At 42.1% G+C, this 16,496-nt stretch carries 13 protein-coding genes; 2 read left to right on the top strand and 11 right to left on the bottom strand.

Going from position 1 to position 16,496, the window contains the following annotated elements; translation table 11 throughout:
- Both I595_RS15985 and I595_RS15980 read right to left on the bottom strand, forming a co-directional pair.
- Nucleotides 1–1,132: fasciclin domain-containing protein (locus I595_RS15985; RefSeq protein WP_172675965.1), on the bottom strand; the 1,132-nt coding region annotated here is incomplete at its 3' end.
- A gap of 99 nt (nt 1,133–1,231) precedes the next feature.
- Complete coding sequence (locus I595_RS15980) at nt 1,232–2,626, bottom strand: fasciclin domain-containing protein (protein WP_054560457.1); 1,395 nt, start codon at nt 2,624–2,626, stop codon at nt 1,232–1,234.
- 385 nt (nt 2,627–3,011) lie between these two features.
- Here I595_RS15980 and mnmA point away from each other — a divergent pair, with 385 nt between their 5' ends.
- Nucleotides 3,012–4,214, top strand: a complete 1,203-nt coding sequence (gene mnmA / locus I595_RS15975) for a tRNA 2-thiouridine(34) synthase MnmA (RefSeq protein ID WP_054560456.1) — start codon at nt 3,012–3,014, stop codon at nt 4,212–4,214.
- Nucleotides 4,215–4,224: 10 nt separating this feature from the next.
- Complete coding sequence (locus I595_RS15970) at nt 4,225–5,166, top strand: NAD(P)H-dependent flavin oxidoreductase (protein WP_054560455.1); 942 nt, start codon at nt 4,225–4,227, stop codon at nt 5,164–5,166.
- Between the two features lie 47 nt (nt 5,167–5,213).
- On the opposite strand, the gene I595_RS15965 is transcribed toward I595_RS15970, so the two are convergent.
- The 9 genes from I595_RS15965 to I595_RS15925 form a co-directional block, all read right to left on the bottom strand.
- Complete coding sequence (locus I595_RS15965) at nt 5,214–7,322, bottom strand: DUF349 domain-containing protein (RefSeq protein WP_054560454.1); 2,109 nt, start codon at nt 7,320–7,322, stop codon at nt 5,214–5,216.
- A 138-nt stretch (nt 7,323–7,460) separates the two neighbouring features.
- Nucleotides 7,461–8,213: a shikimate dehydrogenase family protein gene (locus tag I595_RS15960; RefSeq protein ID WP_054560453.1), complete on the bottom strand. Its 753-nt coding sequence runs from the start codon at nt 8,211–8,213 to the stop codon at nt 7,461–7,463.
- On the bottom strand, nt 8,185–9,204 hold the full coding sequence (locus I595_RS15955; protein ID WP_054560452.1) for a DUF368 domain-containing protein: 1,020 nt from the start codon (nt 9,202–9,204) through the stop codon (nt 8,185–8,187). Before I595_RS15955 ends, I595_RS15960 begins: the two co-directional genes overlap by 29 nt.
- Nucleotides 9,205–9,314: 110 nt before the next feature.
- Nucleotides 9,315–10,241 (bottom strand): polyprenyl-phosphate transporter, encoded by a 927-nt coding sequence (locus I595_RS15950; RefSeq protein ID WP_054560451.1) that lies wholly within the window; start codon nt 10,239–10,241, stop codon nt 9,315–9,317.
- A gap of 18 nt (nt 10,242–10,259) precedes the next feature.
- On the bottom strand, nt 10,260–11,660 hold the full coding sequence (locus I595_RS15945) for a tetratricopeptide repeat protein (protein WP_054560450.1): 1,401 nt from the start codon (nt 11,658–11,660) through the stop codon (nt 10,260–10,262).
- 84 nt (nt 11,661–11,744) lie between these two features.
- Entirely contained in the window at nt 11,745–12,938 is a 1,194-nt protein-coding gene (locus I595_RS15940) for an aspartate aminotransferase family protein (RefSeq protein ID WP_054560449.1), read from the bottom strand.
- 27 nt (nt 12,939–12,965) lie between these two features.
- Nucleotides 12,966–14,630, bottom strand: a complete 1,665-nt coding sequence (locus tag I595_RS15935) for an OstA-like protein (RefSeq protein ID WP_417926342.1) — start codon at nt 14,628–14,630, stop codon at nt 12,966–12,968.
- A 109-nt stretch (nt 14,631–14,739) separates the two neighbouring features.
- Nucleotides 14,740–16,008 carry an adenylosuccinate synthase gene (locus tag I595_RS15930; protein WP_054560448.1) on the bottom strand — a complete coding sequence of 423 codons (1,269 nt, stop codon included), beginning with the start codon at nt 16,006–16,008 and terminating at the stop codon, nt 14,740–14,742.
- Nucleotides 16,009–16,019: 11 nt separating this feature from the next.
- Entirely contained in the window at nt 16,020–16,496 is a 477-nt protein-coding gene (locus tag I595_RS15925) for a Fur family transcriptional regulator (RefSeq protein WP_054560447.1), read from the bottom strand.

Here is a 16,496-nt window from a genome sequence, read left to right as displayed (position 1 = left end):
CAAGACCTGCGTTTGCGGCCGTGAGTGCATCAACCAACAAACTTAAATCATCAGTTTCCACAGCAATTTCCACAATGTTTCTCATCTGGATATTGGCTACTAAGTCGACAGCTGCAGGGGTTAACAATACCTTATCAATGGTGTGTGCTACCCCGTTACTGGCCATAATATCCGTTCCGGTAATATTGGCGTTGACGTCAGAGGCATCACCAATCACAAAAGTTTCTCCCTCTGGAATAATGGATAATGAAGCTCCTTCCAATGCCGTAGCTACCTCACCTTCTGCCAAATCTGCTGCCAACACCTTGGCAGGTATGACATGGTACAATAAAATTTCCCTCAAAAGGTTGATTTCATCTTCTGTATCAAAATCATCCAAAGAGTTGTAATCGCCCCCTAATGCCATAAGTAGCCCTGCGAAAGCATCGTCCGTAGGCGCAAAAACAGTAAATGGGCCTTCTCCTTTGAGGGTTTCTACCAAGTCAGCTTTGATAACGGCCGCCTCTAAAGCGGATAACGTATCGGTGGCCACTACAAGGTCTACCAAATCCTGCATATTCATGGCCTGCAGCACCGATTGGGGTACCAAAACCTTATTGATGACATGCACTATTCCATTGATAGCCATAATGTCTGCCTGTGAAACTTCGGAATCATTAATGAATACCCCGCCTTCCAAGGAAACAGTTACCTTTTCACCTTGAACGGTCTCTATTTCTTGGCCTTCCGTTAAATCACCAGAAAGGGCGGCAACGCCTGCCACTACATGGTAGGATAAAATTTCAGCAAGAAGTTCTTGTTCCTCTGCGGTGTCAAAGTCTTCTAGGGAATCAAAGCCATCCAATTCTGCAAGTAAGGCAGCAAAAGCTTCGTTGGTTGGGGCAAAAACGGTAAAAGGCCCTTCGCCATTTAAAGTCCCGACCAAATCAATGTTTTCATTTTCTCCTGCTTTTAACAAGGCGGCAACCAAGGAGGTAAGGTTGTTTTCGCCTTGGGCAATTTCTACAATGTTACTTGTTGCGTCTTCTCTTGAGGTTGTGTTGGTGCCTTCCTCGTCTTTGTCACAAGAGAATGCGAACGCCAAGACACCTAACAGCAATAGATACTTTTTAATGTGTAATAGTACTTTCATTTTATATAGTTTTAAGGGTGTGGATTGCTTTTGGCAATCTGTAGTTACATAGTTATAAGAGGAACTGTGGCCGTTCTAAACCACAGTCCCTTAAAAGTCTTAATTGGTGGTATCGGGAATCATTACCTTGTTCAAAACATGGATAACCCCGTTGTTTGCCTGTACGTCCACTGCTATGATACCTATGTCCGTAGCTCCAGAACCATCAGTTACATCTGCAATGTTGTCACCTGTTCCAGGAAGATTGATTATGATGTTGTCACCTTCCAAAGTGGGAGGGTTAATGCCATCTGTCAAATCTCCAGAACGCACATTACCACTAACCACATGATGGTTTAGAACGCTTGTTAAAAGTGTGGCATCGATGTCAGTGACCTCGTTCCAATCATCGTTGCTATCCAATAAGGCCTGGAAAGCATCTGCAGTGGGGGCAAAAACGGTAAAAGGCCCGGCCCCATTCAATACCGTTACAAAATCGGTATCTGGAGTTCCAGAGGTTAACGCTGTGACCAAAGGGGCAAAAGTTGGGTCTGCAACTGCAAAAGTGGTTACCTTAGGTAAATCAATAACGGCATCCACGGCATGGATGGCTCCATTCACGGCAACAATATCCGCAGCAGCTACGTTAGACATACCATTGATGGAAACGCCATTATCACTTACGTTAATATACTGGCTTAGGTTGTCTCCGTCCATATTGGTGGCGAAAGCACTAACATATCCGCTCGCCAATTCATCTGAGAAGGCCGCATCTCCTGCAATTACATGATAAGATAAAATGGTATTGATGTCATTGCCATCCGGATTATCAAAAGCGGTAAAAGCGGCGTTTACCGGCGCAAACACCGTATACGTTGCGCTGGCGTCCGACAGCAAATTCGTAAATGTGGTGTTCCCGTCGGCGGTCAAGGCACCCACCAATTCGGTCAAGTTAGGATTAGCAAGGGCGTGTGTCACCACGGTAGGCAGACCAATTACAGCGTCCACAATATGTACCACGCCATTATCCGCCATATTGTCCGCAGCTGTAACTGTTGCTACACCGTTGATTCGTACTCCATTTGTTTTGTCAATGAACATACTTAAAGCCCTACCATCTGCCCCAGCAGTTGATAAACTGGAAATATAACCTTCGGGCAAGGTGGCAGCTGTGTTGTTACCTGCAATCACATGGTTCAATAGCACGGCTGTCAATACATCATTTGGCACATCGTCCAAAGAGGAGAAATTATTAGCTTCCAGAAAAGCGGCGAAGGCATCATCAGTAGGGGCAAAAACGGTAAATGGCCCTGCGCCTTGTAAGGTTCCGGCTAAATTTGCCGCCGTTAAGGCATCCACTAAAGTTCCCAGTTCTTGCGTGGCTACCGCCAAATCAACAATGGTATTGGACTCCTGTTCTGGATTGTTGTTGTCGTCATCATCATCGGAACATGACGTAAATGTTGCCAATGCCACTAGGGCCGCAAGCGTAAAGAATCTAGATAATAATTTCATAATTAGGATTTAATTAATTGTTTAACAAAAAATCGTGATAGTTGAACTTATTTTTAGTTGAAAATCAGTTAGTTGAAAGGCATTTTGTTTAAATAACTGATAATCAGAAATATAATAAACACTAAAAAGATAGATTGTTTATAGTTTGGTTGCGTTGGTTAAACATAAATTAATAAATGTTTAACAATTATTGCAAAAAGCTAATCAAAATAAATAAAGAAATGTTGTTTTATTTCGTTGATTATCAGGAAAGATGGCGGAGTTTGGGGGTGGCTTTCCATTTTTTGCCTTGGTTAACATATTTATGGAATTTTTAGTTTTGTTAAGGTTTGTAACGGTTGGCGACCACGCCAAAATTGTACTTTTGTACTAGATTGAAATGCTAATGAAGAATAAAGTAGTTGTAGGTCTTTCCGGTGGGGTGGATTCCAGTGTTGCTGCCTATTTGCTTAAAGAGCAAGGTTATGAGGTCATAGGCCTGTTCATGAAGAATTGGCATGATGATTCTGTGACCATTTCTGATGAGTGTCCTTGGTTAGAAGATAGTAATGATGCCCTATTGGTTGCAGAAAAGCTGGGTATTCCTTTTCAAACGGTAGACTTAAGCAAGGAATACAAGGAGCGTATCGTAGATTATATGTTTAATGAATACGAACGTGGGCGTACCCCAAACCCGGATGTGCTTTGCAACAGGGAAATAAAATTTGATGTCTTTCTAAAAATTGCCTTGGATTTAGGGGCCGATTTTGTGGCAACGGGCCATTATTGCCAGAAAGGAATGTTGGCCGAGAATCCTGACCAGCCTGTTTATCGGTTATTAGCAGGAGCAGATGGCAACAAGGACCAGTCTTATTTTCTATGTCAACTTTCCCAATATCAATTAAGCAAGACCTTGTTTCCCATAGGGCATTTGGAAAAACCCGATGTCAGAAAAATAGCAGCGGACAATGACCTAATTACCGCGGAAAAAAAAGATAGTCAAGGGCTTTGTTTTATAGGTAAGGTGCGTTTACCCGATTTTTTACAGCAGAAACTGAAACCCAAAAAGGGGCTTATTGTTGAAATAGCGGAAACCGCAAGTATTTATAAAAGCAAAACAGATGCCATAGCAGGAAAGGGGATTTACGAAACCTTGGAAAAAAATGTCCAAAAGCCAAAATATCAGCTTACCCATGGAAAAGCGGTAGGGGAACACCAAGGCGCACATTTTTTTACTACTGGCCAACGTAAAGGTTTGGATGTAGGGGGTACCCCCCAACCTTTGTTTGTAATTGATACGGATGTGGAAGAGAATGTGATTTACGTAGGACAGGGCAAAACCCATCCCGGTTTACTACGTAGCACCTTGTTTGTTGCCAAAGATGAAACCCATTGGGTGCGGGAAGATTTAAAGTTAATGGAAGGTGGCACTTTAAAGGTTAGCGTCCGTATACGGTATAGGCAGCCTTTACAGCAAGCCACCCTGTATCAATTTAAAAATGGGCTTTATATTGATTTTGAGCAGCCGCAGTCCGCTATAACTGCCGGGCAATTTGCCGCTTGGTATATTGGGGATGAGTTGATAGGTTCTGGGGTAATTTCGCAGTAATAGTTAAGATATGGACAACAGGGTAAAAGCCTTATTTGGGATTGAACACCCATTGGTGCAGGCAGGAATGATATGGGCCAGTGGTTGGCGATTGGCCTCTGCGGTCTCCAATGCCGGGGGGCTGGGTCTAATAGGGGCCGGGAGTATGTACCCTGATGTATTGTTAGATCATATCCAAAAGTGTAAAAAGGCCACGGCCAAACCTTTTGGAGTAAACGTTCCCATGCTCTATCCAGATATAGACCAATTAATGGAGATTATTGTGTCCCAAAAAGTTCCTATTGTTTTTACCTCCGCCGGAAATCCCAAAACATGGACGGGATTTTTAAAGGATGCTGGCACCATAGTGGTCCACGTGGTAAGCAGTGTCAAATTTGCGGTAAAGGCGCAAGATGCAGGTGTAGACGCGGTAGTTGCAGAGGGTTTTGAGGCTGGTGGCCATAACGGCCGTGATGAGACCACCACCATGGTCTTAATTCCGGCGGTCCGGGAAAAGGTACATATTCCGTTAATTGCCGCTGGTGGTATTGCTACGGGAAGACAAATGTTGGCGGCCATGGTCCTTGGTGCGGATGGGGTACAGATAGGAAGTAGATTTGTGGCAAGTGAAGAAGCCTCTTCGCATCCTGCTTTTAAAAAAGAAGTGGTGAATGCCAAGGAAGGCGATACCGAATTGACATTAAAGGAGCTTGCTCCGGTAAGATTGCTCAAGAATAAATTTTACCAGGATATCCAAGCAGCTTATGGAAAGGGAGCTTCCGTAGCAGAATTAAAGACGCTTTTAGGAAGGGCAAGGGCTAAAAAGGGCATGTTTGAAGGCGATTTGAACGAAGGCGAATTGGAAATTGGACAAGTTGCCTCGCTCATCCACGACATAAAGCCGGCAAAAGTACTGGTGGCCCAGATTATGTTGGAATATGAGAAAGGTGTTCAAGATTTTTTATCGCCTTAACGCGATATATAATTCATTGCAAAGGTGGGCACAAAGGCTTTAAAGGGCTATTCCTCTTCTGAGGTGTTTTCCGATGCATTTTCCGCTGCCTCCGCTTCACGTTGTATTTTATTTTCCATGATGTTAAGGTTTTTTAACTTGGTTTTCCAAGTCTCCAAAGCTTCTTTTTGACGGTCAATTTTTTTCACCACATCCTGCACTACTGGGCTATCTTCAGAAGCGTTGGAAAAAAACTGCAGGTTGGTCTCCAACTGTCTTATCTCATCCTTACTTTCATTAATTTTTCTTTTGATAAAGGTGCGTTCATTGCCAATGGCCCGCTCATTATCAGAATTGGCCAGTTGTTTAATCTTGTCCCCGTACTTTAACAGTTCTGACTCCTGTTTGTTAACGTCCAATTTTTTGAAGAGTGCGTCAATGATTTTATTGAACTTTGCGTTAATGTGCTTTTTATTAAACGGGATATGACCTAAGGATTTCCATTCTGCAATGAATTTTTTGATTTCCCCTAAATCTTTGTCCTTCTCCCCACTGAGTTGAAACTCCCTAAGTCTGGCCAAGCAAGCACTTTTTTTCTCAAAATTTTCTAACTCCTCTTTCTGGGAGGCATTTCTTTCGGAGTGGATACGGTCAAAATAATGGTTACATGCAGCTTTAAACTCTTTCCAAATTTTATCCGAGTATTTTCTGGGGACGTGACCAATTTTTTTCCATTCGTTTTGGATGCGCTTCATTTCTGGGGTGGCCATATCATGGTCTTCGCTGTCCTTGAGGGAAAGTGCTAAATTCAATAAGGCACGTTTTTTTTCGAGATTGTCGTGCTGTTCTTTTTTTAGATTTTTATAGAATGCGTTTTTGCCACGGTTAAAATCACGAACAGCATTTTTAAATGCCGACCAGGTAGCTTCGTTTACTTTCTGGGGTACTTTGCCTGCTTTAAAAAATGCCTCGCGAAGCGATTCAATATCTTTTATCTGGCCTTGGATGCCTCTGTGGTTGGTTGATATGTTTTCTGCAATGGCTTTTATCTTGCAAATTATTTCATTCTTTTGTTTTAGGTTTTCTTCAAACAATGCTTCCAATTGCTCAAAGTGGGCCTGTCTTCTGCCGTGCATGGCCTTGGTAGCCTTGCTGAAGCGTTCCCATATCCCTTCCCGTTCTTCTTTGGCCACTGGACCAATATCCTCTTTCCAAATTTTATGAAGGGTTTGCAGCTCCCGGAATGCTTTGTTAAGGTCAGGCTCATTTTCCAAAGCTTCTGCCCGTTCTACCAGTTTTATTTTTTCTTCAAGATTATGTTTAAAATCCAAATCCCGTAACTCCCTATTCAGGTGCAGGAAATCATAAAAAATCTCCACATGGTGGTGATAGGTGCGCCAAACATCATTGTAATTGGCTCTTGGAACCGGACCCGCTGTGCGCCATCTTTCTTGGAGTTCCTTAAAATGTTTGTACGTGGTGTTCATATCCTCATCCACGTTTACCAAACCTTTGAGCTCTTCAATAATCCCCAACCGGTTTTCTAAATTTTCTTTAAGGTTTTTCTCTAGATTTTTATAATACTGGTTCTTTTTTTCACGGTATTCCCCATAGACTTCATTGAACTGTCTTTTGGTGACCGAGTTATATCTAAAGTCAATTTCATTGCCCCCATTGGCAATGAATTCCTCCTTTTTATGTTCTAAAAACTCTTGGTACTTTAAATCAAATTCATGTTTGATATCACTTACATGTTTATTGATGGCCTGTACCTTTTCATTCTTCACCAATCGCTGCAATTCACCCACAAGATTTTCCATGGACATGGAGTGGTAGTCCAGCATCGGAATTTCATGTCGCTTCTTATTGGCTTCATCTTCGGCATCCTCTGCGTTTTCCTCATCAATTTCCGAGACAGCATCTTCCTGCTCGTTGTTTTGTTTGGTGAGCTTGTTGGTGGCAGATTCCGTTGTATTATGGTTCACTTCTTCCAAATCGTCAGCAGCATCCTCTTGATGCGTAGCCTTGGGTTCAATAGTTTCCGAAGCTTGCTCTAATTCTCCGCTTGGTTCCGCCTTGGTTTCTGTTGCAGCAGGTTTTTCCTGTAGCTTATCGGTGGATTCACTTTGAATATTTTGGTCGTCTGCAGGTTGCAGTGGAAGCTCTTTTTCGTTCATGACGCAAGTTTTAGCGTTAAGAATATTGGTATATGTGGTAAGTTACTAACTATAGCCACTTAAGGCAAAGATAATGGGATATTTTGGGCCTACGTGCCATCCCGCTAATTATAAATGGAAATGGATTTTGGTTGTAGGCTAAGCCCCATGCCAGATTTCCCATGCTTTTTCGGCCTGTTGTTGCAACATTAATAGCCCATTTTGGATGGTGGTCCCGCGCTGTTCACCCTCTGCTAAAAAGGCTGTTTTTTCAGGGTTATAAATTAAGTCGAAAAGCAGGTGCTTTTCGGTTAAAAATTGATAAGGTAAGGCAGGCTTATCGTCCACATTGGGAAAAGTGCCAACAGGACTGCAATTAATGATAATTGTGTAAGATGATAGGATTTCTTTATTTAACTCGGTATAGGACAATTGCCCTTTCTTGGGTTTTCTTGAAATGTAACAAAAGTCTATGCCCAATCCATCCAACACATAGGCAATTGCCTTGGACGCACCACCAGTTCCTAAAATTAGGGCTTTTTTATGGTGCGGTTTTAGTTTGGGACCCAACGCCATTTTAAAGCCATAGGCGTCCGTATTGTATCCTTTAAGTCCGTTGGAAGTACATTTTATGGTGTTTACGGCTCCAATCGTCCTTGCTTCCACATCCAGTTCGTCCAAAAATGGAATTACTTGCTCTTTATAGGGAATGGTAACGTTAAGACCCTTTGGTTGTACCTCTTTGATGATACGGGGAAACATATTAATGTCTGCCAAATCAAAATTTTCATAGGAATGGTCCGTTAAACCAAGTGTTTTGAACTTGTCCGTGAAGTAACCTCTTGAAAATGAATATGAAATATCCTTTCCCAAAAGACCAAACTTATTTTCCTTCTTTCCTGATTTTTCCATACCAATCTAAACTCAATAATACGAAGATGCCAAAAATAATAAAGAAAATAGCGCCCCAAGTTTCCATGGTGGTAATATCTGGCCAATATCTTTGATAATTACTGATGATTAAATCCCCGTTGGAATCTTTTAACAAGTTGCCCATGCCATCCGTTTTAAATATGGTTTTTTTCCATGGCCATACCACGCCAAGTGACCCGGTAATAAATCCAATGATTACGGCCTGTGTGATTGCCTTGTAATGTTTCAGCACATAGCCAAGTACATGGGACAAGGTAACCAAACCAGTGGCAGAACCTGCTGTAAAAACCGCCAAAACGGTTAGGATATGGAGTCTTTCCTTATTTTCCATAAAACTAAAATCGCCTTGGATTACCTCGGTAATGGTATCGTACAGGCTGTTTACGGAATCTACGAGTAGTAGCACATAATTCCCCAATAAAATAAGGATAAACGAACCGGACAGTCCCGGTAGTGTCATCCCGGAAACACTGATGATGCCACAAAAAAAGATGAAAACAAGATGATCATTTTCCGTGGCCGGGTTTAAAAAGCTAATGGAAAGGCCAACGATGAGACCTATGAAACAGGCTAGAATTGTTTTTTTCCCCCATTGCCGATAATCCTTTAGAATATAATAAATGGATCCGATGACCATACCAAAAAATCCGGCCCACACAAAAAGCTCCTTGCGATCCAAAAAATAATCCAACAATCGTGAGATGCTAAAATAACTAATGAGCATTCCGGAAATCAATAGTACAAGGAATGATCCATTGATGTACTGATAAAAGCTCTTGAACCTGCCGTTGAACAATAGTTTAAAAGCCTTAAGGTTTACTTTTTGTAACGAATAAATGAACTCCTCATAAAAACCGCCTACAAAGGCAACAATACCACCGGAAACCCCTGGCACCTTATTGGCAGCACCCATAAAAAGGCCTTTAATGACTAGGAATAACTTGTCAGTAATCGTTCTTTCTTGTGGCATGGAAGTTACTGGCTATTATAGTTTTAAGGGCCAATGTACATCCCTATTTTAAGTTGTCGGAATACCATTACCCTTGGTGTTTGGTTTTAAACGTAAAGCTATGTTCTAAATTAATAGTTTCTCTTATTTTTTGACGCTATACGTTCAAGCATAAAAATAAGCGAAAATCCCAGTATGGCTAGTAAGATTGCAGGTAGAAGTTGTGGGTTGCCCTCAAATTGGTGCGGAAGTATATTTTGGGCGTCTATAGTAATGGTCTTGTCCCCAAATATTTTACTTTCCAACACTTTTTTCCAAGGCCAAATTTTATTGAGGGATCCCAAAATAAAGCCTGTGAGTAAAGCCAAGGTGGTATTCTTATAATTCTTGAACATCCATTTTAAAAGTCTGGCAAAACTCAAAAGTCCAAAAACTGCCCCAAAGGCCACAACGGCCACTAGTTGGATGTCACGTTCATGCACCCCGTCCAAAATGGTTTTATAAGAACCTAACAACACCAGAATAAAGGCCCCGGAAATTCCTGGTAAAATCATGGCACAAACGGCCAACGCGCCAGAGAGGAACAAATACGGCAAACTATCCACGTTTTCGCTAGGAGGCAATGTGGTGATGAAGTAGGCAATACCTGCTCCTAAGATAAGAACAGCGATACTGACCAAGTTCCATTTCTTAATTTCCTTCCCCACTAGAAAAATACTGGCCAGTACCAAGCCAAAGAAAAAAGACCACAATAAAATAGGTTCATTTTCCAGCAACCAACTTAAAAATTTGGCCAACGAGAGTACGCTAATGAAAATTCCGGCAAAGAGGGCCACTAAGAAATTTCCGTTGAGTTGTTTCCAGAACGGTTTAAACCCAGCTTTCCGTAATGTCTTCCATAACCCTAGGTTTATGGTGTTGATGGAAGAAATAAGTTCTTCATAAATACCGGAAATAAAGGCAATTGTTCCGCCAGAAACTCCCGGCACCACATCCGCGGCGCCCATAGCCATTCCTTTTAGGGTAATGATTGCATAATCAACTCCTTTGCGGGTCATAATTAGTGTAATTTGATTTTAGTTGGACGCTTTCCTATTTTTGGATACCATTTCCGATATCCACTTTACATGCGTAAATTCGGGAAATTTCTCCTTAAAGAAAACTGCTTTTTGCGGATTTAATTGCAAAGCGGTGAGTAAATTTTCCTTGGCCAAGCTGGGACGTTGTGTTTTTAAATAGAGACCAGACAAGTGGTAATGAATTTCTGGACTTTCCGGATAAAATTCCATGCCCTGTTGTAATACTTTTTCCGCAGAATCAAGGTCCTTTAGCGCTTGGAGCACCCAGGCCCATTCCAGCCAGGTGTCTAACTCATAATTTCCCAGTTCTACCGCCTGCTTAAAGGCAAAATCCGCTTCGTTCAAATCGTTCAGGGCCAGGTAAATAATGGCACTTTTCTTCCAGTATAAGGCATTTTCACTATCAATGTTTATGGCCTTATTAATGTACTTTTTTGCCTTCTGGTATTTCTTTTTCTTGGTGTAAAACTCCGTTATGGCCAACCACCCTTTATCCAGTAAGGGATCTTCATGTACGGTATGGTAGTAATAGTACTTTGCCAAATCATCATTGCCCAACTTTTCATGGCATTTGCCAATCCTTAAATAGGCGTGGGACGTAGGGTCATCCAGGGTTAAGGTGGTTTGGTAACTCTCAATGGCCTCATTGTAATTGCCCAATTTTTCCAGCACCCTGCCTTTTTCAAAATAGGCTCCTAAAAAGGTGTCCTCAGAAATAATGGCAAAGTCAAACGCCGTAAGTGCTTCTTTAAGAAGTTCTTTGTTGAGGTACATTTTACCCAATTGGTGCCAAGCCACCTCACAATACGGATTGCGCTCTAGATAGTCGTTTAGAAATACGATGGCACCGTCAAAGTCTTCCAAAAATTCATAGCAATAGATAACGTTATAAAGCGCGGAATAATCTGTTTCGTCATGTAGCAAACATTTGGTGAAATTTAATTTTGCTTTTTCAAAATCATCCATGAACAAATATTCCATTCCCAAAAGGGAATAAATATCCAAACAATCATCAGCCACTTGCAACGCTTGGTACAACATGTTGACCGCACCTTGGTGGTCATCCTTTTTGGATAGGATATTGGCCCTTTGTATAAAAATTTCTTCGTTGTTGGGATCAAGGGTTTCCAGCTTGTTCAGGAGGCGTTCCGCTGCTTCAAATTGGTCCTCAAAGACCAACACTTCTACCTGTAACAGTTTCAGTTCAATGGCGTTTGGGTGTTGCTGTAGTCCAATTTTAATGGCTTTTTTCCCTAAGGCCACTTTACCTATGTTTAAATAGTAATGTATAATGCCCTCAAAGTCCTCTGCGTCAAAAAAGTAGACATCGTCTGTTTTGAGCATCGACTCAAACTTGGTAATGTAATGGTCTTTATTTTCGTTTGGTTCCAAACCCATAAATAGCTCGCCCTTTCGATTAGTCTAAAAATAGGGGTATTCTTTGCGGAGCACAGGGTTTTAGCACAGGTTATTATCAACAATTTAGTTAACATTGGTGGCTTGGTAGTGCTCTAGTATGTTAAGAATCTGTTCACACCCCTTTGTTATCTGTTCTTGGGTTATGGTAAGTGGGGGAGATATCCTGACGGCTCTAGGCTCAAAGAGCAGCCAAAACAAGATCAACTGATGTTTTGCAGCTTCAAGTACAAGGTAATTGGCCGTTTTAGCTTCTTTAAATATAAGTGCCAGCATCAATCCTTTGCCGCGTATTTCTTGGATTAACGGGTGGACCAAGAGCTTTCTGAAGTGTTTTTCCTTGTCCAATGTTTGCGCAATAAGGCCGCTACCGGTAAGTTCTTTGAGGGTTGCCAAGCATGCCGCTGCAATTACGGGATTTCCACCAAAGGTAGTAATATGCCCTAATTTTGGTTTCTCGCTTAAGGTATCCATAAGGTGCTGGGATGCTACAAATGCCCCTACCGGAAGCCCTGACGCCATGCCCTTTCCAATGACTAAAATATCTGGAGAAACGTTGTAATGCTCAAAAGCAAATAGTTTTCCGGTGCGCCCAAACCCAGGTTGTATCTCATCCAAAACCAATAGCGCGCCAACGGCCTCACAACGCCGCTTTATTTGTTGTAGAAAGCAGTAATTTGGTACAATAAACCCAGCGCCGCCCTGAATGGTTTCCAATACTACTGCTGCGGTTTTGGCCGTGATTTTTTCAATATCTGCAAGGCTGTTAAATGTAATAAAGGAGATATCGGGAATCAGGGGGCGAAAAACACCTTTACGCTCCTCATAGTCCATTAAACTTAAACTGCCCATGGTGTTGCCGTGATAAGCGCTTTTTGCCGCTACAATCCCTGAACGGCCGGTTGCCCTTCTTGCAAGCTTTAAGGCACCTTCCATTGCCTCCGTTCCAGAGTTGACCAAATAGGTGGTTTCCAGATTTTTGGGAAGGAGGGAGGCCAATAATTTGGTGTATGTTACGGCAGGTTGCTGTACATATTCTCCGTAAACCATAACATGCATGTACTTTTCTGTCTGTTGTTTGATGGCTTCCGTCACTTTGGGGTGGCAATGGCCCAAACTACAAGCAGATACCCCAGCGACAAAATCTAAATGGGCATTACCCTTGCTATCATAAATGTAACTCCCTGATGCATGGGATATTTCTAATGCCAGGGGATGGGGCGTGGTTTGTGCCTGATATTTGAAAAAATCTTTTTTCATATCACTATACCGTACAAAGCTAAAGGTTTACTTAGGCTTTGGTACCGTTGGTTTTTTGGGCTTGGTGGTTACCGGTTTTTTGTTGGCAGTTGGTTTTTCGGGCAAGGGTGTTCCACTGCGTTCGCTTTCTTCTTGGTCAATATCCACGGGATTGTCAATTCCCCTTATTTTTACTAATTGGATGTTATTGTCATCTTCATCAAAAATTTCTTCTTTGGAGTAGATGCGTTCGTCCCCGCGCCAGATAAATCCCTTTAGCTTCCTTCCCTCTATGGGCAAATCCTTGTCAGGAAAAATAGTGCCATCTGGGTTAACGAAAAAAGTGATGTCCTCAATGTCATTATCGGCCATTTCCAGTCGGATTTTACTACAAATGGTCTTATCGATACCAATAAGCTGCCCATCATCGTTGTACATGTAATAGATGACTTCGGTATTACGCACCAAATCGATGATTTTTAACTCGTTTTCAATAAACTTTCCATAGAGGTTAACTCCTTTGGCCTGGTTGTAGCCAACTTTTCCGATAGAATCCAAGGAGATGATGAAGGCATTTTCCAAAACCTTAAGAGAATCCAATTTTTCCGTTTCCAAGTTGGATATGAGATGAATGCTATCCCCGGTCATTTGATTATCCACGTTCCATAAAATTGGATTGGTAATTAATTGGGTGACCCCGGTTTGCTGGGAAGAATGAATGGAATCACATTTACCGCTCAAATCCTTTTTAAAAAACTTAGCATTTCTAAATGCCCTTAAAATACGTTGTTCCGGTTTTCCGGTAACCATTAAGGTATCTCCATGTATGTAAAGGGAGTCTTGTTGAACCAAATTAACCGCCACAGCGCGCTTGGTGGCAAAGACGGAGTCCCGTTCTTTAAAAATCTCTGCATAATGCGCGCGGATAATGCCTTTGTTCACCGTATCCGTGACCACGATATTATTGGTGGCGGAAGCAAAGGAAGTTGCCTTGTCAAAATATACGCTATCTCCCTCAATGATACGATTGTTATAATCTATCCGTGTGTTCTTTACCCCATAGCCCTGCTCTATTTTGGTATCATAAAAACCACGTTCACAGTAGATTTTATAGGTTTCCCCAACAATGGTGGATGGCCCGTACATGTAGGCATTTTTGGAAACCCGGTAATAATCCAATTGTTCGGAATCAATGATGTACTCCGGATTGTCTATATGTACGCTATCCCTAAACTGCACTTTTTTGAGCTCCATAAAGTACGTGCCTATTTTACTGGTAAGGGTATTGGCAGAATCTACCACTTTGCCTCCACTATTATAGAAGGATTCCTGTTTTTCACGATTAAAATAGAGCGTATCGGTAGTAAGTACCATTTGGCTATCGGTCAGGTCTACGTTCTCCCACGCACGGGCCATTTTGGTATTACCGTCATAGTCTAGCTTACCACTGTTCATTTCAATGGTGTCTCCCTGTTGCAAGCGTACGTTGCCAATGGCTTTTAGTTTGTTTTCGGCAGAATAGAACACGGCAATGTCACACCAAAGGTCTGCGCCTTGGTGTTCAAACTGCACTTGGCGCTCATCATCTTTACTAAAAATGGACGCACCTGGGAATTTTTCCTCGTTTTTGGTAAAATTGGCACCATAGACAATATTGATTTGTCTGGATTGGGTGCTATCTGCTTTTTGTGCCTTTAGCACAAAACACGACACCAAAAGGAAAATAATCGTAATACGATTCAAATCAAACTATTTTAATCAAAGGTAAAAGAATCCCACGCTGCTGCGCAAAGGGTTAATAAACCTTTAATACTTAAGATGCCTACCTATGAATGGTCTGTGTCCTATCTGGCCCAACGGAAACAATTTTAATGGGCACGTTCAGTTCATTTTCCAAAAAGTTAATGTAGTCATTCAGCGCCTGTGGGAATTCCTTTTCGGAGGTCATTTTGGTCAAATCTTTGTCCCAGCCCTTCATTTCTTGGTAAATAGGGCGTACGTTCTCTGCTTCTATATTGTAGGGCAAATGGGTAACGGTCTGTCCTTTGTACATATAACCTGTACAGACTTTAAGGGTTTTAAAACCACTAAGCACATCACCCTTCATCATCATCAACTCTGTGACCCCATTTATCTGTACTGCGTATTTGAGCGCAACCAGGTCTAACCAACCACAACGCCTTGGCCTACCCGTGGTGGCACCAAATTCATTGCCAACCCGGCCCATAGTCTCGCCATCCCCATCAAACAATTCCGTGGGAAAGGGTCCGCTGCCCACCCGGGTGGTATATGCTTTAAAAATTCCGAGCACCCTACCTATTTGGTTAGGGGCAACACCCAAACCGGTGCAAGCACCTGCCGCCGTGGTATTGGAGGATGTCACAAAGGGATAAGTGCCAAAGTCAATATCCAATAAGGACCCTTGAGCCCCTTCTGCCAAGATTTTTTTTCCTGCTGACATCGCTTTAAAGATGTATTCCTCACTATCAATAAAGGGAAGTTTTTTTAAGGCTTCAACCCCTTCCAAGAATTCTACTTCGAGTTCTTTTAGGTGGTATTGGATGTCTACGTTATAAAAGCCGATCATGGCTTCATGTTTGTCTGCCAGGCTTCTATATTTTTCCTTCCAATTGTCAAACTCCAAATCGCCCACCCGCATTCCGTTTCTACCTGTTTTATCCATATAAGTTGGGCCAATACCCTTTAAGGTAGAACCAATTTTAGCCTTTCCTTTGGAGGCCTCGGAGGCTGCATCCAACAAACGATGCGTTGGTAAGATTAAATGTGCCTTTCTGGAAATATAAAGTTTTGAGGCTAGGTCTAGATCAAATTTTTTGAGGTTGTCCAATTCCTTTTTAAATATGACCGGGTCAATCACCACCCCATTGCCCACGATGTTTAAAGCATTTTTATGAAAAATACCGGAGGGAATGGTGTGCAGTACGTGTTTGATGCCATCGAACTCCAAGGTGTGTCCGGCGTTTGGTCCGCCTTGAAAACGGGCGATGATATCATAGTTTTTGGTAAGTACGTCAACAATTTTTCCTTTTCCTTCGTCTCCCCATTGGAGTCCGAGCAATAAATCTACCATGAAAATTGTGGTTATTCGGTTAGGTTTTGTTCTTTGTCATGCCGTTCGGTAGGCAGGTTTCTGGTTCCGTAGAAGTAAAGGGAATGGTTGTTGATCTTGATGTCAAAAACCTCTTCAATGGTCTTTTTTATGGATTGTATGCGGGGGTCACAGAATTCAACCACTTCACCGGTATCGGTAAGGATCACATGGTCATGCTGGCGGTCAAAATAAGATTTCTCATACTGCGCCTGGTTTTTGCCAAATTGATGCTTGCGCACCAATTTACAATCCAAGAGCAATTCTATGGTATTGTACAAGGTGGCCCGGCTTACCCTATAGTTTTTGGTCTTCATTTTAATGTAGAGCGATTCTACATCAAAGTGATCGTCACTCTCGTAGATTTCTTGCAAGATGGCATAGCGCTCTGGTGTCTTGCGGTGGCCGTTTTCCTCTAAAAATGTCGTAAAAACATTTTTTACAATTTCTTGATTTTTTAGGTTGCTCAT

The organism is Croceitalea dokdonensis DOKDO 023, assembly GCF_001306415.1.
GTDB lineage: Bacteria > Bacteroidota > Bacteroidia > Flavobacteriales > Flavobacteriaceae > Croceitalea > Croceitalea dokdonensis.
Note: the sequence above shows the minus strand (reverse complement) of the source record. Positions and strands in the feature narration are given on the sequence as shown.